Raw genomic sequence first — 19,320 nt, 5'->3', positions numbered from 1 at the left:
GATAGATTGGAAGGGAAAATGATGCTGGAACGATCTTCTTTGTGGATGAACTATGTGCTGGTAATCATCGTCATGATGTTGTGGGGGATGAATGTAGCTGCGCTTAAAATTCTGGTTGAATATATGGAACCAGCCGGGATGCAGGCGTTGCGGATATTTGCTGCCGGCGTGGTTCTTCTTCTTATTATTGCTTATAAAGGAGAATGGAGGACCTTTTCGCTGCATGAATGGAAGCATATGAGTATCGCATCAGTACTGGGTATCATCCTTCACCATTTCTTTCTGGCCGCCGGTCTTGCCAACACATCGGCTGTGAATACATCTTTGATTATGGCGCTTGTCCCTCTAACGACAGCCATTCTTGCTATGCTGCTTCTTCATGATTCGGTGACAAAGCTTAAAATAACGGGTGTGATAGTTGCGTTGGCAGGGGCTGTTCTGATAAGTGCTGCCGGCAGCGGTCCAGCGGTCAGCCGGTTATCCATCGGAGATGTTTTTGTTTTTATCGCGATGTTTTCCCAGGCTGCCAGCTTTGTATATATAAGAAAGGCCACCCATACACTGGGATCGAGGGAATTAACCGGTTTTATGTTTTTGATTGGATCTGCTGGTTTATTTGCCGTCAGCGTAGCGATGGAAGACGAAGGAATAACGTCGGCTTTCTCAGCTCCGCTCTGGGTATGGGCTGTTTTTACAGGGTCAGCGGTACTGGCAACCGCCCTCGGCCACCAAATATTCAACCGGTCGATTCAAAGGATAGGGGCAGGGGAAACGGCGGTATTTAACAATTTTGTTCCGTTTTTTGGAATGATCAGCTCCGCTTGGTTTTTAAATGAAGCGATTTACCCCGGGCAGCTGGGAGGGTTTTTTTTCATTGTTGTTGGCGTGCTTCTGGGAACAGGCTATGTCGAACAGAAATGGCTGCAGCATAAAAAAAGGCATCTATTCAAGAATGATTAACGTGGTTTTTTCGTCTCTTTGGGGTAAAGTTTGATCACCTTTCTGGCATGGGCAAGTAAGCTTAGCAGAACGTTTCATTATATATGGAGTAATTGAGCAGAAATGTATAGCACCTGCACGTGATGATCTTAGGAATCAAAACAACATGGGGTCACTCCGAGATACGTGCAAAACTAGGACATAGTAAGGATAAATATTCCATATCTTCATATACTGTCAACGGAAATATAAAACATTACTTTTCATGTTTATAAAACGCCACAGCAGCTTCAGCCATTTCAAGTATCTTATCGTGTAACCCTTTCGGTTCAATTACCTTTATTTGATCTGCAAACCCCAATATATATCCCTTGGCTTCGTCCTCGGTATCAAACGAAAGTTTGACAGGTATCCAGCCTTCCTGATCCCTACTTTCAACAATTTGAACAAATTGTCCCGAGAATTTTAGCCATGCCAAGATAGACGGTGCCACCTCCACCCACACTTCGTAACGAGGCAGGCTTTCTATAAATGCTTTAGTAGAAGATTCCCAATACTGCACAAGATTAAAATCCTTAGGTCTTTCAAATGTTTCTTCTACCGGCGTTGCGGACCGTACCCGTGATGCCCTGTAAATTCGGATGTCATCGTTCTCTTTGGAAGCAATAAAATACCAACGACTTCCCTTGGCCACAAGTCCAAGGGGTTTTATAACACGTTCATTCGTTTTTCCATCCGCACGTTGATATTCAATTTGTAATTTGTGTTCGTTCCAAATTGCCTTTTTAAGGACTTCGAAAGCCACCATTTTTTCTTTTTGTTCAAACCATGTAGTCATGTCAACATGAATACGATTCCAGACATCTTTAGCGTTTTCACGGTAAATGGAAGGAAGCGAAGCGATCAATTTATTCCTGGCTTCTTCGGATGTACGGGCCAAGCCCAAATCATCAAGTAATTGTGTAGAAGAAGGAACAAATAACGCTCGGATTTCAGATTCCTTTAAACCTGTTAAATTGGTTTGATAATCCTCCAATAATGACCAGCCACCGTTTTTCCCCCGTTCTGCTAAAACCGGGATACCGGTTCCACTTAAAGCCTCCATATCTCGATAAATGGTTCGTTCGGAAACCTCCAGCTTCTCTGCTAATTCTTTAGCTGTCATTTGTCCTTGTGATTGTAATAATAAAAGTATAGATACAAGTCGGTCCCCTCTCATCAACCGCACCCTTTTTTATAAATTTGTTATGTTTATTTAATAAAATATGACATAGGTTGTCAAGAATATTCATGTATATTAAGGATAACTCATTGGGATCACTGTTCCATTTGAAAACTTATGGTTGCAGTTCACAACAAATAAAGTTTTAGCCAGGAGGTGCAGCAGGTGATGCACAATCACATCATTTTACGCGATGTCAACGAAAATAATTTAAAAGACATTTCCCTTGAAATCCCGAAAAAGAAAATCACCATATTTACGGGTGTATCAGGATCTGGGAAGTCATCTATCGTCTTTGATACGATCAGTAAGGAAGCCCAACGGCAATTGAACCAAACCTTTACGACATTTATCCAAAATCGATTACCCAAATATACTCAACCGGACGCTTTGTCCATCGAGAATCTTTCCCCTGCTATGGTGATTGACCAAAAGCGTTTAGGTGGAAATGCTCGTTCAACACTTGGTACGGTCACAGATATCTATTCATGGCTGCGATTGTTATTTTCTCGTATTGGAAAACCGTTTATTGGCGAATCCAAAGTGTTCTCCTTCAATAATCCGGAAGGAATGTGTCCGGAGTGCCAGGGAATCGGACGAAGGATAGAGCCGAATGTAGAAAAGTTATTTGATACGACAAAGTCACTTAATGAAGGAGCGATTTTGTTTTCCACTTTCTCCGTGGGGACTTGGTACTGGCAGAAGCATTTGAACTCAGGTATATTCAATCCGGACAAAAAATTAAAAGATTACACAGATACAGAATGGCAAACGTTACTACATGGGAAAGACAAGAAAATCGTATTACCCTTAAAAAATGAACCCGTCAAGTATTTTGAAGGCGTTATAGACAGGTTTAGACGCATGTACTTGAAAAAAGAGATCAATCAATTATCGAATAATGTTAAGAAGTTTATCATCTTATCACATTGCACGGCATGCAATGGAACTCGATTAAGCCAAGAAAAATTGATGGTTATAACATTGCTCAGTTCGCTTCGATGGAAGTAGGAGAATTGAGCAAGGTAATCGAAACGATAGAGGATCCAATAGCAATCCCTGTCATTTCCAACATTGCAAGTAGATTACTTAATTTGATGGACATGGGGCTTTATTATCTTACACTGAATCGGGAAACATCAACTTTATCGGGCGGTGAATCACAGCGCGTTAAAATGATACGACATCTCAATAGCAGTTTGACGGACATGATTTACATTTTCGACGAACCGAGTATTGGACTGCACCCTCGTGATGTACATAGGCTCAATGACATGCTGCAAAAACTCCGGGACAAAGGAAACACCGTGATCGTAGTTGAACATGACCGGGATGTTATTGCAATCGCTGATTATATTGTAGATGTTGGACCGCGGGCAGGCACAAACGGAGGAGAAATAGTTTATGAAGGAAGTGTTCTTGGGTTGTACGATGCTAATACATTAACCGGAAGATATATAAAATCTAGACAACTGATAAAAAAGGAAAGCCGCAAACCCAACGGATACCTTCCCATTGTCGAAGCCTCAAAACACAATCTAAAGAACGTGACTGTTGATATTCCATGCGGTGTACTTACGGCAATTACTGGCGTGGCAGGTTCAGGAAAAAGCACATTGATTTTTGATGAGTTTGTAGCACAGCATCCAGATGCCATTGTTATCGACCAAAAGCCTGTAGGTACCTCAATTCGGTCAAACCCGGCGACATATACGGGCATTATGGATGCCATTCGAGATACCTTTTCGCACGTTAACAAGGTAAGTAAATCACTTTTTAGTTTTAATTCAAAAGGGGCTTGCCCGGAATGCCAGGGGAATGGATTTATTTATACGGACCTTGCATTTCTTGAGGATATTAGAACTACTTGTGAAACTTGTCATGGTAAACGGTTTAAAGATGAGGTTCTTCAATATAAGTTAGATGGAAAATCCATTTCAGATGTTTTAGACATGACGGCATTTGAGGCACTGCAATTTTTTGAAAGAGAAGACATTTGCCGTACATTACAGGCACTACATGATGTAGGCTTAGACTATCTAACATTGGGACAGCCGTTAAGCACCCTTTCGGGCGGAGAATGCCAACGGATTAAACTTGCCGATGAGTTACACAAACATGGATACGTCTACATTTTGGATGAACCAACGACAGGTCTGCATATGTCGGACATCACTAACCTGCTTAACATTTTAAATCGCCTCGTTGAAAACGGAAGTTCTGTGATTGTGATTGAGCATAACATGGATGTCATTAAACAAGCGGATTGGATTATCGACCTTGGTCCTGATGGAGGACGCAAGGGTGGGAAAATTATGTTTGAAGGCACGCCTATGCAATTGACTAAAGAAGGACAATCATTAACGGCACGGTATCTAAGAGAAGATTGAACGGCTTTTAGTATCCACCTATTTAAAAGACTTAATATGACATAAGGTGTCAACATTATAGATTATACTATAGATATTACGAATTGAAGCAATGGAAAAATATTTTAATTATGTAAAGTGAGGAGAATGTAAATGAAATCTTTAAAGGGACAAATAGCTTTGGTAGCTGGTGGAACAAGAGGTGCAGGACGTGGCATTGCTATGGAATTAGGTGCTGCAGGAGCTACTGTCTATATCACTGGCCGTACGACAAGACACGAGATTTCTGAATACGGGCGCCCTGAAACGATTGAAGAAACAGCTGAATTGGTCAATCAGTTAGGCGGTCAAGGTATAGCAGTTCAAGTTGACCATCTTATACATGAAAAAGTACAGACCTTAATAGAAAGAATTGAGAAAGAACATGGAAGGTTAGATATACTAGTAAATGATATTTGGGGAGGTGAGTATCTCGTTGACTGGAATAATACGAGAGTATGGGAGCATTCGCTGAAAAAAGGCTTAAGAATGCTTCGTTTAGCTATCGATACTCATTTGATTACGAACCACTACGCATTACCGTTGCTCATCAAAAACGAAGGCGGACTTGTCATTGAAATGACCGATGGTACAAAAGAGTATAATAGTGAGAACTATCGCTTACCAATGTTTTATGATCTAGCGAAAAGCTCAGTCATCCGTATAGCAGAAGGGCTCGCTCACGAATTAAAACAGCATAATTGCACAGCTGTCTCTTTAACCCCAGGCTGGATGCGATCCGAAATCATGCTTGAAGAATATAGTGTCTGTGAAGACAACTGGTACGAGGCCACTAAAAAAGAACCCCATTTTGCTATTTCAGAAACAACCCGTTTTGTAGGAAGAGCCGTTGTAGCCCTCGCAGCGGATCCTAAACTTTCACGATGGAACGGCCAATCTCTTTCAAGTGGACAGTTGTCTAAAATTTATGGATTCACAGATTTGGATGGTTCACAGCCAGATAGTTGGCGGTATCTCGTAGAAGTTCAAGATGAAGGCAAGCCAGCTAATGTAGAAGGTTATCGATAAGGGAGTGCTCAAAATAGGATCAAACAAAGAAAGGGTCTATTCTTAATAACATTATAGGTTAAAAATTAAAAGTTTTGTTCCGGTTCAATCTAACACAACACAATATTAATTGTGTTGTGTTAGCGGTTGGAAAACCTTACATTGGCTCTAGTTTATGCAACACAATTTATCAGAAGGCGTTAGATTTACAACGCAACACAACTTATGGAGGGCTGTACATATGGAGTTTCTTAACGAGTTCACATCTTATCTCCAGCAACAAGCCAAAAGTAACATTACCATCAAAGGATATAGGCAAGATATAAAAAAATACTTCGAGTGGTTTCACAACTCATATGGTAAAGAATGTAAATCTTTGTACCGTGAAAATGTATTGGAATATGTTAGCTTCTTAAAAAATATCAAGAGACAAAACGCAAAAACAATCAATCGAAAGATTAGCAGTCTTTCCAAGTTTAATGTCTTCCTCATTGAAACAAATACACAGAGCGATATCGTCGTAGATAAATCGGACATGTTAAAGGTTCAAACCTCTTACGCTTCCCCAACGAAAGTGACAGAGGTTGAGGTAAAACAGTTTTTGCAAAATGTGTTGGAAAGTAGTAACAAGCGAAATTATGCCATCGTCGTCCTTATGGCTTACACCGGACTCCGTATTTCTGAGGCACTTACCATTAAATTAGATGATTTTAATTTGCAAACCGGCGAATGTATTATCCGAAATGGAAAAGGAGACAAGCAAAGGGCTGTGCTCTTTAACAGTAAGGTTACTCTTGCCCTAAAACAATATTTAAAAATACGAGATAAATACGTGACTGCAGAGCATTCGCCTTTTCTTTTTCTCAGCAAAAAACGGGACAGGTTAGATCGGACAGTCGTGAATCGCATATTTAAGCATTTTAGTGATTCGGTAACCCCTCATCAATTACGCCATTTCTTTTGTTCGAATGGGATTGAAAAGGGACTTAGTATTCATGAGGTGGCAAACCAGGCAGGTCATTCAAATGTTCATACGACTTTACTGTATACTAATCCGGATCAAGCAAAATTAAAAAATAAAATGGAACTGCTTTAAACATCCTTAAAAACTGGGGGACTTTCTATGTCAGCCATTGATCGAACGGCATACCCACGTTTCAAACGTAACTTCAGCAAAAACGAATTAGATAAGGTTTACACACCCACGTTAGAGGAGTTGCAATGGATTCGTAGTATTGCCCGTGGATCTTCTACTGCCCTTAACCTTACGGTTTTGCTGAAGTGCTTTCAAAATCTCGGATACTTTCCTAAATGGAATGATATCCCATCCACGATTATTACACATATTCGAAACTGCTTTCATCTCGATGATCAAGTAAAGATTGGCTATCAAAACAATCGAACCCTCTATCGCCATTATCAATTTATCCGTGAATATATCAACGTTCGCCCTTATGGAAAGCAGGCACAGAGCGTGGCCATTCATGCGATTCGACAATCAGCCGAAACCATGGATCATCCGGCTGATTTAGTGAGTGTGGCGGTAGCTGAACTGGTGAATCAATCGTATGAACTCCCGGCTTTTAGCACGTTGGACCGGTTATCTCGACGTATTCGGCGGCTCATCAATGAACAGTATTTTCACAACGTTTTGGAACAGTTACCTAAAGAAGAATTCCAACACATCGAACAGTTGTTACATAAAGACGGAGACCATTTTTACAGTCCGTATAATCGCCTGAAGCAGTTACCTAAGAAACCCAATCTGTCCCAAATCAAAGAACAAATTGACCTCTACCATTGGTTGCTATCGTTTGGAGATGGGAACAAATACTTGGAGGGCATCCCTCCCGTAAAAATCAAACATTTTGCCGGACAAGCGAAAGTGTTGGATGTCCAAGAAATCAAAGACTTTGGCGATGCCAAACGTTATACGCTTGTGTTGTCGTTGATCAACGATGTTCAGATGAAAACCAGGGATAACCTCGCCACGATGCTGATGAAACGCATGGGAAATCTCCATAATGCTGGCAAAGACGAATTAGAACGGATTCGTAACCAGCAACGAGAAAAGACCGAGCATCTCGTTTCAACATTCACGGAAGTTCTCTATGCTTTGGAGGAGGATCCTTATGCCGAGGATGCCGGGCAAAAAATCAAAAATGTTTTGGAAGCACGAGGGAATGTCCGTACCCTGCTGGATGACTGTGAAGCCGTAGCGTCATATCATGGCAATAATTATTTGCCCCTGATTCTCCAATTCTTTCGGTCTTATCGCTCCACCTTGTTCCGTTTGACAGAAACCCTAACCCTGACATCGACGAGTCAGGATACCTCCGTCCTACAAGCTCTGGATTTTATCATGGAGCACCATCATCGAAAAACCAATTGGTTGCCGGACGACGTTGATTTATCTTTTGCGACAGAGCAATGGAAACGAACGGTAAGGGTGAAACAAAGCGGTGAATGGAAGCTTCACCGCAGGCATTTGGAGGTTTGTGTCTTTTCCTACATCGCTCAGGAACTGAAAACCGGAGACATTTCCGTGCAAGGTTCAGAAGTCTATGCGGATTATCGTGATCAATTGTTAAGTTGGGACGAATGCCAACCGATGCTGAAAGAATACTGCCATGAAATGGGCTTTCCCATGGATGGCAAGGGATTTGTGAAACAGTTAAAAGTGTGGATGACCCAACAATCAAAAGATGTCGACCATGCGTATCCTCAAAAAGAGCACATTGTAACCATCAATGCCGATGGTCAGCCCATTTTGAAAAAACCACCAAGGAACAAACCCGGTGCGACATTCAAACGTTTGGAAACTTCCATCGAGGAACATATGCCTGAGCATCATGTCATCGATATGCTTGGTAATGTGGACCATTGGGTGAACTGGAGTCGTCACTTTGGCCCTCTTTCGGGTTCAGAACCAAAGTTGGAGCGTCCGAAAGAACGATATATCTTGAATACATTTACGCACGGGTGTAATTTGGGACCCAATCAAGCAGCACGGCATATGCGAGAAAATATCACGCCCAAAACGCTTTCCTTTGTTCATCAACGCCATGTTACGACGCAGAAATTGGACAAAGCGAATCAAGATATTATCAATGCTTATGCAACCTTGGATCTTCCCAAGCGATGGGGAACCGGACAGACAGCTGCAGCTGACGGCACCCAGCGTGATACGTATGAGAACAATTTGCTTGCTGAAAATCATATTCGTTATGGAGGGTATGGAGGCATTGCTTATCATCATATTTCAGACAACTATATCGCTTTATTTAGCCATTTCATCCCTTGTGGCGTATGGGAAGCCGTGTATATAATTGAAGGCCTTTTACAGAACGAGTCCGATGTTCAACCAGATACGCTGTTTGCCGACACGCAGGGGCAATCCACACCGGTCTTTGCGCTCAGCTATTTATTAGGCATCCAACTCATGCCTCGCATTCGGAATATCAAAGCCTTAAAATTTTACCGTCCCACAAAGGATACAACATATGAGCATATTGATGCGTTATTTAGCGATGACATTGATTGGTCATTAATCGAAACGCATTGGCAAGATCTTATGCGGGTCGTGCTTTCTATAAAAGCCGGGAAAATGTCGTCGCCTCTCCTTCTTCGGAAGCTTAGCAATTATAGTCGCAAAAATCGCTTGTATCAAGCCTTCCGTGAACTCGGACGTGTCGTTCGTACCGTTTTCTTATTATTCTACATCTCTGATATGGATGTAAGAAAACAAATTACAGCCGAGACCAACAAAGTCGAAGCTTTTCATGGCTTTTCGGAGTGGCTTTCATTCGGTGGGAAAGGAATAATCGCTACCAACGACCCGGAGCAGCAAGAAAAGATAATAAAGTACAATGAATTGGTATCCAATGCCTTGATCTTTCATAATGTTGTGGATCTTACGAATGTATTACGTTTTTTATCAGGGGAGGGTTATGAGGTACATGCTGATGATATTAACCATCTAAGCCCTTACTTGATGAGCCATATTAAAAGGTTTGGAGAATACACGATTAACTTGGAGATAGCACCTCATCCAGTTGATGGACGATGCTCGCCTTATCCTTTAATAACTTGGAAAATTATTTAAAAGAAAACCTGGTCTAAATTCTACAATGAAAAAGGAATTGGACAACTTAAGGCAAGGAGGATGTCACTTATGAAGAACAATGAAAAGATGGTCCAAGCTAACGGGGTCGATCTCTGTGTCGAGACTTTCGGTAATCCCGAGGATCCCGCAATCATTCTTATTAGCGGTGCTCCGTTGGCTTGCTCCATGCACTGGTGGGAGGACGTGTTCTGCAAACGTCTCGAAGCAGGACCGCGATTCGTTATTCGTTATGACGCCCGCGACTTCGGCCGATCCGTCACTTACGAACCAGGGGATCCGCAGTATAGCCTCCGTGATCTGGCTGCAGACGTTGTCGGCCTTCTCGATACTTTCGACCTGACCAAAGCTCAAATCTTAGGTTTCGGAGTAGGCGGATGGATAGGCCAACTGGTGGCACTTGATTATCCAGATCGGGTGGCATCATTAACTCTCATTTCAACAAGACCCAATGCTCAAGGTCCTACGGATCCCGACCTTCCAGAGCATTCGGAGGAGTTCATGGAACACATTAGAGAATTGCCGGAGCCAGATTGGTCAAATCGAGCCGAAACGATCGATTACATTGTCGATTTTCAACAGGCACTTTCCAATTCGCATTACTTTGACAAAGCAACAAAACATGACCTTGCAGTTCGTATATTTGATCGCACCGCAAACATTGCTTCAAGCATGAAAAACCCACCTCATATTGACAAGGGAGATCGTTGGAGGGAACGACTCGGAGAAATGAGTGCCCCGACACTTGTGATTCATGGCACCAATGACCCATTTTTTCCCTACGGAAATGCCCTTGCACTAGAAAAAGAAATTCCTGATGCCCAATTGATTACCTTGGAACAGGTTGGCCACGAGCTGCCCAGGGAAGTTTGGGACGATGTTATTCCTGCCATTTTACGGCACACAGAAGCCGATTGACAGTATCCGGAGCGAACTATGTCTCCTGCACTGGAAACAAAGAAACTGAAATGGTCAGCCTTCCCGTCGATTAAGACGAACAAATCGACCGAATTTCATAAGGACTATGGAGAAGTATTCGATGTCAACCACACCTTTTAGAGAAAGGACGATGACAATGAACAAGGAAAATATTCATTTGGTAAAAAACAAGATTGCTCGTCCAAACGTTGTCTCTCAAGATGAGTGGTTCAGAGCGCGTGAGGAACTTCTCGTCCAGGAGAAGGAAGTTAGACGCGCACAAGATGCCTTGGCTGCGAAACGCCGCAGGCTGCCGATGGTGAAAATCGATAAGGATTACGTTTTTGAAGGTCCGGACGGTAAAGAGAGTCTAATGAATCTCTTCGACGGGCGTCGCCAACTTATGATCTATCACTTCATGATGGAACCGGGATCGTCTCACCGTTGTCCCGGCTGCTCGTTTTTAGTTGATAATATCGGCCACTTAGCCCATATACATGCCCGTGACACCACCTTGGCCTTGGTGTCCCGTGCGCCACTGACGCAGATTGAGCCGTATAAACGTCGTTGGACGATACCTTGGTATTCATCGTACGGCAGCGATTTCAACTTCGACTTTTGGGCCACCCATGAAGGTGGCGAGCAGGGTGGTGTGAGTGTATTCCTCCGGGATAATCACCATGTCTTCCACACTTATCACACAACGGACCGAGGTACCGACATTCTTTTCGGCTTATACAACTGGCTTGACATGACCCCATTCGGACGACAAAGAGGACTGGGAGGACTCGCCCGAGGGATGGCCGCAAACCCCACGGTACGAGTGGTGGCGCCTCCATGACGAATACGATCACTCTAAAGACTTCGACTGCTGTTGCCATTCGAGAAAGGACCACTCTTAAGCGTTTCGTTTTTGCTCCAGTGCCATAGGGACACAATTGCTTTATGATTTGCGTTTTATTCAGCCGTCTTAAGAAGCTTAAGATGGTTTTGTTTTTCTATCGTGAAATCTTGAGAGATATTGTGGAAGCGGGCGTTCGGGATGGATAATGATGCGTTTAATTCCATATATTGAAAATGCGGCCCCAACATTGAAGGGTGATGCTTTTAGCCCTCTTTCTTCGGCGGGGGGACCGGATCAAACCCTCCAGGGTGAAATGGATGGCATTTACTGACTCTTTTTACCGTAAGCCAGGCTCCTTTCCATGCACCATGTATCTGAACTGCTTCCATTCCATACTGCGAACAGGTCGGATAAAACCGGCAGGAAGGGGGAGTGAACGGAGAGATACATGTCCGATATGCTTTGATCAGAAACAGCAGTACTTTTTTCATCATACAGCCTCCTTTAGCACAAAGAAGCTGCGGTTCCGTTTCAAGAGGGACCGCAGCTATTATTCCGGTTCCGGGTGTCCGTTTAACTTCCAATGACAGGAGGTCCGATCAGCTGACGAAAAAGGTTGTTTTCGGCTGCAGCGCAGAGCGAAGCACACCTAATTCTTCTTCATTCAGACGGATCATCGGCAGGCGGACATCCGCAGAGATAACGCCCTGCAGCTCAAGAGCCGCCTTAATCGGCGCGGGACTCGGAGCAATCGTGAAGGTTTTCATCGTCGACAGCATTTCCCGGTGACATTTCGATGCATATTGAGGATGCCCGTGTACAAAGCTTTGGACCATGTCCTGCATCTCGTTACCAAGGACATGTGCCGCTACGGATACAACCCCGGTTCCTCCGATCGACATGATCGGAAGTGTCAATGTATCATCTCCGCTGTACACATGAAAATTATCCGGTGTACGTTCGATAATGTCAGCGATGGCGTCCAGATCACCGCTCGCTTCTTTCACCGCAGTAATATTTTCGATGGCGGAAAGTTCAATAATGGTTTCGGGGTTCAGACCTGCGGCACTGCGGCCGGGAATGTTATACAACATGACCGGCAGACGGGTGGATTCAGCAATTTTTTTGAAATGAAGGTACATGCCTTCCTGAGAAGGTTTGCTGTAATACGGAGTTACCAGCATGACACCGTCCACGCCTGTTTTTTCCGCTTTTTTGGTCAGTTCCACAGACGCTTTGGTATTATTGCTTCCCGTGCCGGCAATGACAGGGATACGTCCATTCACGACTTTTACAACGTGTTCAAACAGCGTGATCTTTTCTTCTGTCGATAACGTCGGGGATTCTCCGGTCGTACCTGCAATGACGAGGCTGTCTGATCCATTTGAAATAAGATGGTTTACCAGTTTCGTTACCGCGCTGTAATCCACTTCCTCCTGCTCATCAAAAGGCGTAACCATGGCTGTGCTTATTCTTCCAACGTTCATTTTATCCATCACCCTCCGCAAAATTAAAATCGTATTATATTATATATATGACAGACGGATGAGGGCTGGTTCCCGCAAACTGCTTTCGCGCATAAAAAAACAGCAGTGGGAGGGTTCCCAATGCTGCATGAACGTTTCAAACCGTTTATGCGTGAGATAGCCCTCCATATAACGTAAAACGTTATATGACAGTTACGTATCTGTTCAATACGCAACCAGCTGCAAGTTCATGAGAAACTTTCAGCTTCGGCAGATTCCCCTTTCAACAGTATTCAAAGGATCCCATGCTCCTCGTACTGCTTACTGATGGTTTCTGCACCTCTACCCTCACTTCTTTTTAGAAGCAGGAATGTTATTAAGTTATCTTTAGCTTAACAGAAATAATGGCTGGGTGCAATCTATTTTTCAGCCTCGAATCCCCCGAGTAGAACAAAATGGGAAAAGAGATTCTACAATTTTTTTTAAAATACGTTTTATTTTAAGGAAGATTTGCTTTATAATGATCAGAGGGAACAAACCATGCATGGGGGGCTGTCTGGAAATGTCTCAACTTCAGCAGATTGCACTGGAACTTCCAGAAGATTTATATTCTGAAATAGAGCACTTAACCGAAGAGGAAAAAGATTCGTTTTTCCAGGAAGTACTGCAGGAAAAGATCGATCAGCGGAAATCTACGGATTTTCACAACCGCATGAAACAGGGATATCTAGAGATGGCTCAAATAAATATGCAGCTTTGCAGGGAATTTGAAGAAGCAGAAGAGGAAGCTCTCCGGGAAGGAGAGAAACTGATTTATTCCGCAGAGAATGAATAAAGACTCCCTCTTCGGCATATCCTGTAAACGGGACCGGTGAAGGAGGTGAATGGATGATTTGAGCGATACGAGTCATAATCATCACCAAACCAAAAAAGTTGTAAAGCGTGGAGACGTTTTTTTTGCTGACCTTTCACCGGTGGTAGGATCGGAACAAGGCGGCGTCAGACCTGTGCTGATTATACAGAACGATATCGGCAACAGGTTCAGTCCGACCGTCATTGTTGCCGCCATTACAGCACAGATAAAGAAAGCAAAACTCCCCACCCACGTGGAAATTGACGCAGACAAACATCGTTTTGACCGTGATAGTGTTATTCTGCTGGAACAGATCCGTACCATAGACAAACAACGGTTAACAGACAAGATTACACATTTGGATGACGATACGATGGAACGGGTAAAAAAAGGTCTCGCCATCAGCCTCGGTGTAGAAGAGGAACTCTAGAAAATCCAGCTTCATGAATAGTCATACATATCAAAAAGATAGCATGCTTCCTGTTTCCGGGAAGCATGCTATCTTTGTTACAATAAACGGTACATTTTGCTGACAAAGGAGAAATGACATATGAATGACGTGATAAAAACAATTCTTGACCATCGATCTGTCCGAAAGTTCAGCAGTGAACCGGTTGGACAAAAGGAAAGGACACAGATCGTCCGAGCCGCGCAGGCCGCTTCAACTTCCAGTTTTCTGCAGGCCTATTCCATTATTGGTGTAACCGAACAGGAAAAAAAAGATGAACTGGCTGCATTGGCAGGAGGGCAGGAGTATGTCGCGGAAAACGGATTTTTTATGGTATTCTGCGCCGATTTTTCGAGACACCAGTCGGCTGCTTCTCTGCAGGAGAAAAGAATCGACGAAGCGGTGGAAAGTACTGAAGGATTCATGGTTGCAGTGATTGATGCAGCACTTGCTGCCCAGAATGCGGCAATTGCAGCAGAGTCACTTGGTCTTGGCATCTGTTATATCGGAGGTATCCGGAATAACCTCGAGACCGTTCATTCGCTCCTTAAGACCCCCTATCAGGTACTTCCGCTGTTCGGTATGGCAATAGGATATCCGGAAGAACAGCAGGAACAGAAACCAAGACTGCCTGTGGAAGCTGTTTATCATGAAAATACATACAACCAGGATAAACATGTCAACGATCAGCTGCGAAGCTATGATGAAACAATTCTGGATTATTACCGGTCCCGTACCAACGGTAATAAAGAAATAACCTGGACAAGCCAGGCCGCTTCCACTCTTTCGAGGTCCAAGAGACTGTATCTCAATTCTTTTGTAAGACAAAAAGGCTTCTTGACCGGACGTATATAGGAAGATGTCTTTATTTCGGAAGATGGCAGATGCTTCTTTTTTTCGGTAAAAATGTGAAAATGTAAAAGAATGTGGGGGAGTATGGCGGAAAATTGTTATAATGGCTGTATAGATGGTTTTGCATCAGGAAGGAACGATACCGATGTGGAAAAAAGGAATAAAAACAGTCATCATCTTCGTGCTTATGTTCAGTCTCATAACGATCTGGTCGATTGAAAAATGGTCCCAGACTGTACAGGGAGAACTCCCTTCCAAAACGGCTGTTATTTTACATGCCGTCAATCATAACATTGTAACACTCGATACTGACATTTCCCTTCCAAATGTTGTTACACCGGATGGAACAGGAGAAGACGGGGTTACGATGGAACGGGAAGATACAACGATTAAAGCGGGGGAAAAGGCCGAGATTCCGGTTAGAATCTACAGCTATTCCAATACGGAAGATGCCCCCGTGATTGTGTATTACCATGGCGGTGCTTTTCTCGAAGGCTACGGGAGCCTTGAATCCCACAATAATATTATCCGCTCCCTTGCTGCGAAAACCGGAGCGGTTGTCATCAGTCCGGGATACCGGGTGGCACCGGAATATGCTTTTCCCACAGCAGTGGAAGACAGCTATAAAGCCCTGCAGTGGGCCCGCAGCAATGCTGAAAAATATGGCGGTAATCCGGACAGAATCGCTGTTGCCGGCGACAGTTCGGGAGGAAACCTTGCTGCTGTTACAGCGATGAAGGCAAGGGATGAGAAGGGCCCTGATCTATTCGCCCAGCTGCTTTATTATCCGCTTACGACGTTCCGTGATACCGAATTTGATTCGAGAATAACCTATGACAGCGGTTATTATCTTCTTTCCAGACAGATTATGTTAAAAGCCAGAGAGGCCTATACTCCCAAAGAGCAGATGTGGGATAATCCATATTCTTCTCCCCTTGATGCAGAAAACCTGAATGGACTGCCTCCCGCTTATATTGTCACAGCTGAATATGACCCGTTGCGGGATGAAGGAGAATTATACGGGGAAAAGCTTCATGATGCAGGTGTCCCTGTGCAAACCACAAGATACCAGGGAGTGATGCATGGATTTGTCTCTTTTTTTGAGATTATGAGCAGCGGCAATCACGTGTTGAATGAATCGGCACGGTTTGTACAGAAGGCTTCTTCGAACTCCTTGAATCAGGAAGAGACGTATGAAGTAGCGTTGTATAATGGACCATCCGGACTCGCACGGATCCGGGAAGAAGCAGAAGCTTTTGCGATGGGGGCGTTTTTAGTCGGAAAAAGTACAATGAACAGAATCATGAAATAAAAGAAAGAACTGTCCTTAAGCAGGGCAGTTCTTTTTTAGATGTTCAGGAGACTTTCAGAAGTAAATATACATCCTGAGACATCCTGAAACGTTTTCAGCAAGGAATAGAAGACAATAACTCAAAAATAAGTCAAAAAACTTTTAAATACTCTATTTTCTTTTTGCATCTGATGTGATACACTCATCTTTGGAAATCGACAGAACGGTTTCGTGACCGCTGTGGCGGGAGTAGAGAATAATACAGTGGAGGGAGGCTTTCAAATGTTGAAGGCAGTGAAAGATACGTTTAATCAAAAAAAACTGGTATGGGCGGAAGAGACGGCTGGACGTATAGAAGAATACGCAGCTCGTAAAAAACAGCAGACACTTCATAAAATGAAAAAAGAAGAGGAATTGAATCATCTCCTTCATCAGGAAATGGATAAATATCTTTATGCCATTCATCCCTCGTTTCTTCTTCATCCCGATGCCGCCCGGACTCTTCATAATAGATTGCTTGCCCGCTCAGAAGGCAGATTGTCTTTCTCGCTGCATATCACAAGTGAGATCCGGCTGGCGCTGGATTTTTATCATTCGGATCTGGTTGTGTTTATCCGGCTGCTTGAAAAGAAAGGTGTTCGGATTGAGGGAAATGAAGAGCGCTTTATAAACGCGTTGTCCAACAAATTAAGCGAAAATAATTATCGAATCTATATGGAACGTTTCGGGGATTTCGCAGACCATGCCTCTACACTGGAAGAAGCTGTGTGCCGTTATCTCGAGATTGCCGGTGATACAAATAAACACGAGAGCGGGAGAATTGATTTTCTGATCAAATATCTTATCAATAAACAGCTTCTCGTTTCTGATATGGATCATAGAAAAATGAAGAGACTGTTGAAAACACTGGAAAGAAAGTATGCGGAAGACTATCAGGTGACCCGCCTGGAACGAAGAATGGGAGAAATTGGATAAATGGAAGAGCAGACCTGGAATGCCGGGCCTGCTTTTTTATGCCGTCTTTACAGCAGATAGATCCTGCAGCCGGCGGCCGCGGAAAAAAGCCTTTTCGTCTGCCTCCACCTGTGGGAAAATAGGAATAGATCCCAAATACGTCTGGAGGGAGAGTCATGCAGCAGATACCAGATTTCTTCTCTGAAAAAATTCAGGGAGCCAAGGAACAGTTTGAGCGGACCATTGACTGCAAACACACGGAGTTTGATGATCTTTATCCGTATATGAATGAACAGCCTCAGTTTTTTTGGTATAAGCGGTATGTCGCCTGGCAGGAACTTCTGACGATCGTCCGGCTGGCAGATGAGCTTGATGTGGACTGGCAGAAGGAATTTCAGGAATTCCAGGTGTCGTTTATTCAAAACAAAGTACTCGATGCCAAGGTTCTTGATGAATGGTATGGAAAAAAACGAACGGAAGCATAAAAACCCGGATGCCTTCGCAGGCATCCGGGTTTTTACTTAAAAAATCAAGTGTGCACAGCCGATGATGACTGGTAGGGTAATAATGGTACGTTCCAGAAAAATGAGTACGAGTTCGGTAAAACGGATCGGCAGCTTAGAAGCAAGCAGCAGACCCCCGACTTCCGACATGTAGATCAACTGTGTCACTGATAGAGCTGCAATAACGAAACGAGTCAGTTCACTTTCAATACCGGAGCCGAGAATCGATGGCAGCAGCATATCTGCAAAGCCGACAAGCATGGTCTGCGATGCTTCCGCTGCTTCCGGAACCTGAAGCAGTTCAAGAAGCGGGACAAACGGAGTGCCGATAATAGTGAAAAACGGAGTATGCTCTGCAATGACAACGGCTGTAGTACCGAGAGCCATTACTACCGGAAGCACACCGATCCACATATCGAGAACATTTTTGACTCCCCCTGATGCAACCGAAGCAGCGTTATTGCGGGCTGCTTTCCGTGATGCATCCTCGAGACCCTCCTGAAAAATGTTCATAGAGCCTGAACGGGATTCCCGCGTAAAAGGCGCTCCGTCGGCATGCACATCTTTTTTACGCGAAAGCGGCGGGATTCTTGGCATAATGAGTGCTGCGATAAAACCTGCTGCTACGATCGTTCCGTAGTAGGGGAGAATATAAGCCGTTAAATTCATATCCGAGAGAATCACGATGCTGAACGTAATAGACACAACCGAAAAGGTGGTACCAATGACAGCGGCTTCCCGTTTTGAATAGTACCCTTGTTCATACTGTTGATTGGTTAACAGTACACCGATCGTTCCATCACCGAGCCATGAAGCTGCACAATCGATGGAAGACCTTCCCGGAAGTGTAAAGAGTGGGCGCATAATCGGCGAAAACACGGCTCCACAGAATTCCAGCAGGCCGAAATTCAAAAGAAACGGAAGAAAAAGTCCTGCAAATAGAAATACAGTAATCAAAAGCGGGATTAATGACTCCAGCATTAATCCACCGGTAGCTCCAGATATAAGCCATTCCGGACCTAAATCAAACAGCACGATGACAGCAAAAAGAAACCCGAGAATCCGAATGAACAGCCAAAGCCTGTCAACTGCGAACAGCGATTGTTTCAAGCCCCCGGCAGGAGGCCGTATTGCAGCAATCATGGATCCAACGGCGGCTATGCCCATAAAAAGGGCAGCTGCCGCAGGAAGAACAGGCGCCGCCCAGCTTCCCAGAAGATCAGCCAACACAGCTACCGGAATGGTGATTTCCCCGTTAAAACGTATCGGAATCATAAATAGAAAAATACCGGCAGCAGAAAAGAGAAGAAAACGCAGAAGCGATGTTTCTTCTTGATGTTGTTTATTGTTATTCATATTCATGTCCCCACCTCTTCATTTAAATAGAACAACAAAACGTATAAATACATACTATGTTGTATAAATTTACGTTGTTAATTATATAGCAGCATGGTAAGGGACACAATAGGGGCTGTAATTTTCAAACAATTA

General features: G+C 43.7%; 16 protein-coding genes, 1 pseudogene and 1 riboswitch. Of the genes and pseudogenes, 13 read left to right on the top strand and 4 right to left on the bottom strand.

Annotated elements, in window-relative coordinates:
- Positions 1-18 precede the first annotated feature (18 nt).
- The gene (locus tag ACW9JV_RS09455) at positions 19-960 is read left to right on the top strand and encodes a DMT family transporter (protein WP_457333618.1); all 942 of its coding nucleotides are present in this window, start codon (positions 19-21) and stop codon (positions 958-960) included.
- A gap of 235 nt (positions 961-1,195) precedes the next feature.
- Here ACW9JV_RS09455 and ACW9JV_RS09450 read toward each other — a convergent pair whose 3' ends face one another.
- The gene (locus ACW9JV_RS09450; RefSeq protein WP_457333615.1) at positions 1,196-2,158 is read right to left on the bottom strand and encodes a helix-turn-helix transcriptional regulator; all 963 of its coding nucleotides are present in this window, start codon (positions 2,156-2,158) and stop codon (positions 1,196-1,198) included.
- Positions 2,159-2,326: 168 nt separating this feature from the next.
- Here ACW9JV_RS09450 and ACW9JV_RS09445 point away from each other — a divergent pair.
- The 6 genes and pseudogenes from ACW9JV_RS09445 to ACW9JV_RS09420 all read left to right on the top strand — a co-directional run bounded on the left by ACW9JV_RS09445 (position 2,327) and on the right by ACW9JV_RS09420 (position 11,459).
- Positions 2,327-4,551 (top strand): annotated as a pseudogene (locus tag ACW9JV_RS09445) (ATP-binding cassette domain-containing protein).
- 132 nt (positions 4,552-4,683) lie between these two features.
- Positions 4,684-5,598, top strand: a complete 915-nt coding sequence (locus ACW9JV_RS09440; RefSeq protein WP_457333613.1) for an SDR family oxidoreductase — start codon at positions 4,684-4,686, stop codon at positions 5,596-5,598.
- Positions 5,599-5,818: 220 nt separating this feature from the next.
- A complete protein-coding gene (locus ACW9JV_RS09435) occupies positions 5,819-6,673 on the top strand; it encodes a tyrosine-type recombinase/integrase (RefSeq protein WP_457333611.1) in 855 nt (284 codons plus the stop codon).
- A 27-nt stretch (positions 6,674-6,700) separates the two neighbouring features.
- Positions 6,701-9,682 (top strand): Tn3 family transposase, encoded by a 2,982-nt coding sequence (locus tag ACW9JV_RS09430; protein WP_457333610.1) that lies wholly within the window; start codon positions 6,701-6,703, stop codon positions 9,680-9,682.
- 69 nt (positions 9,683-9,751) lie between these two features.
- The gene (locus ACW9JV_RS09425; protein ID WP_457333608.1) at positions 9,752-10,618 is read left to right on the top strand and encodes an alpha/beta fold hydrolase; all 867 of its coding nucleotides are present in this window, start codon (positions 9,752-9,754) and stop codon (positions 10,616-10,618) included.
- A 157-nt stretch (positions 10,619-10,775) separates the two neighbouring features.
- Entirely contained in the window at positions 10,776-11,459 is a 684-nt protein-coding gene (locus tag ACW9JV_RS09420; protein WP_457333605.1) for a DUF899 domain-containing protein, read from the top strand.
- Between the two features lie 266 nt (positions 11,460-11,725).
- Here the strand turns inward: ACW9JV_RS09420 and yidD are convergent, their stop codons facing one another.
- On the bottom strand, positions 11,726-11,953 hold the full coding sequence (gene yidD / locus ACW9JV_RS09415) for a membrane protein insertion efficiency factor YidD (protein ID WP_457333603.1): 228 nt from the start codon (positions 11,951-11,953) through the stop codon (positions 11,726-11,728).
- Between the two features lie 108 nt (positions 11,954-12,061).
- Positions 12,062-12,949 (bottom strand): 4-hydroxy-tetrahydrodipicolinate synthase, encoded by an 888-nt coding sequence (dapA, locus tag ACW9JV_RS09410; RefSeq protein ID WP_457334684.1) that lies wholly within the window; start codon positions 12,947-12,949, stop codon positions 12,062-12,064.
- 149 nt (positions 12,950-13,098) lie between these two features.
- Positions 13,099-13,281, bottom strand: a riboswitch (Lysine riboswitch).
- Positions 13,282-13,490: 209 nt separating this feature from the next.
- Between dapA and ACW9JV_RS09405 the strand changes: the two genes are divergently transcribed.
- The 6 genes from ACW9JV_RS09405 (at position 13,491) to ACW9JV_RS09380 (ending at position 17,811) form a co-directional block, all read left to right on the top strand.
- Positions 13,491-13,763, top strand: coding sequence for a hypothetical protein (locus ACW9JV_RS09405; protein WP_457333601.1), 273 nt, complete (start codon positions 13,491-13,493; stop codon positions 13,761-13,763).
- A gap of 49 nt (positions 13,764-13,812) precedes the next feature.
- Positions 13,813-14,211, top strand: coding sequence for a type II toxin-antitoxin system PemK/MazF family toxin (locus ACW9JV_RS09400; protein WP_457333599.1), 399 nt, complete (start codon positions 13,813-13,815; stop codon positions 14,209-14,211).
- Positions 14,212-14,331: 120 nt separating this feature from the next.
- A complete protein-coding gene (gene nfsA / locus ACW9JV_RS09395) occupies positions 14,332-15,084 on the top strand; it encodes an oxygen-insensitive NADPH nitroreductase (RefSeq protein ID WP_457333597.1) in 753 nt (250 codons plus the stop codon).
- 142 nt (positions 15,085-15,226) lie between these two features.
- Positions 15,227-16,393: an alpha/beta hydrolase gene (locus ACW9JV_RS09390; protein WP_457333595.1), complete on the top strand. Its 1,167-nt coding sequence runs from the start codon at positions 15,227-15,229 to the stop codon at positions 16,391-16,393.
- Positions 16,394-16,654: 261 nt separating this feature from the next.
- The gene (locus tag ACW9JV_RS09385; RefSeq protein ID WP_457333593.1) at positions 16,655-17,347 is read left to right on the top strand and encodes a hypothetical protein; all 693 of its coding nucleotides are present in this window, start codon (positions 16,655-16,657) and stop codon (positions 17,345-17,347) included.
- Between the two features lie 155 nt (positions 17,348-17,502).
- Positions 17,503-17,811, top strand: a complete 309-nt coding sequence (locus tag ACW9JV_RS09380) for a hypothetical protein (protein ID WP_457333592.1) — start codon at positions 17,503-17,505, stop codon at positions 17,809-17,811.
- A gap of 36 nt (positions 17,812-17,847) precedes the next feature.
- On the opposite strand, the gene ACW9JV_RS09375 is transcribed toward ACW9JV_RS09380, so the two are convergent.
- On the bottom strand, positions 17,848-19,191 hold the full coding sequence (locus tag ACW9JV_RS09375) for a YjiH family protein (protein ID WP_457333589.1): 1,344 nt from the start codon (positions 19,189-19,191) through the stop codon (positions 17,848-17,850).
- Positions 19,192-19,320: the final 129 nt, after the last annotated feature.

This window comes from Salibacterium sp. K-3 (assembly GCF_054052005.1).
The sequence above is the reverse complement of the archived record's forward strand: the minus strand, read 5'-3'. Positions and strand labels throughout refer to the sequence as shown.

What these genes read in the sequence shown, in the direction of transcription:
- ACW9JV_RS09455 (WP_457333618.1), top strand. Translation starts at nt 19, where the DNA reads ATGATGCTGGAACGATCTTCTTTGTGGATGAACTATGTGCTGGTAATC.
- ACW9JV_RS09450 (WP_457333615.1), bottom strand. Translation starts at nt 2,158, where the DNA reads ATGAGAGGGGACCGACTTGTATCTATACTTTTATTATTACAATCACAA.
- ACW9JV_RS09440 (WP_457333613.1), top strand. Translation starts at nt 4,684, where the DNA reads ATGAAATCTTTAAAGGGACAAATAGCTTTGGTAGCTGGTGGAACAAGA.
- ACW9JV_RS09435 (WP_457333611.1), top strand. Translation starts at nt 5,819, where the DNA reads ATGGAGTTTCTTAACGAGTTCACATCTTATCTCCAGCAACAAGCCAAA.
- ACW9JV_RS09430 (WP_457333610.1), top strand. Translation starts at nt 6,701, where the DNA reads ATGTCAGCCATTGATCGAACGGCATACCCACGTTTCAAACGTAACTTC.
- ACW9JV_RS09425 (WP_457333608.1), top strand. Translation starts at nt 9,752, where the DNA reads ATGAAGAACAATGAAAAGATGGTCCAAGCTAACGGGGTCGATCTCTGT.
- ACW9JV_RS09420 (WP_457333605.1), top strand. Translation starts at nt 10,776, where the DNA reads ATGAACAAGGAAAATATTCATTTGGTAAAAAACAAGATTGCTCGTCCA.
- yidD (WP_457333603.1), bottom strand. Translation starts at nt 11,953, where the DNA reads ATGAAAAAAGTACTGCTGTTTCTGATCAAAGCATATCGGACATGTATC.
- dapA (WP_457334684.1), bottom strand. Translation starts at nt 12,949, where the DNA reads ATGAACGTTGGAAGAATAAGCACAGCCATGGTTACGCCTTTTGATGAG.
- ACW9JV_RS09405 (WP_457333601.1), top strand. Translation starts at nt 13,491, where the DNA reads ATGTCTCAACTTCAGCAGATTGCACTGGAACTTCCAGAAGATTTATAT.
- ACW9JV_RS09400 (WP_457333599.1), top strand. Translation starts at nt 13,813, where the DNA reads ATGGATGATTTGAGCGATACGAGTCATAATCATCACCAAACCAAAAAA.
- nfsA (WP_457333597.1), top strand. Translation starts at nt 14,332, where the DNA reads ATGAATGACGTGATAAAAACAATTCTTGACCATCGATCTGTCCGAAAG.
- ACW9JV_RS09390 (WP_457333595.1), top strand. Translation starts at nt 15,227, where the DNA reads ATGTGGAAAAAAGGAATAAAAACAGTCATCATCTTCGTGCTTATGTTC.
- ACW9JV_RS09385 (WP_457333593.1), top strand. Translation starts at nt 16,655, where the DNA reads ATGTTGAAGGCAGTGAAAGATACGTTTAATCAAAAAAAACTGGTATGG.
- ACW9JV_RS09380 (WP_457333592.1), top strand. Translation starts at nt 17,503, where the DNA reads ATGCAGCAGATACCAGATTTCTTCTCTGAAAAAATTCAGGGAGCCAAG.
- ACW9JV_RS09375 (WP_457333589.1), bottom strand. Translation starts at nt 19,191, where the DNA reads ATGAATATGAATAACAATAAACAACATCAAGAAGAAACATCGCTTCTG.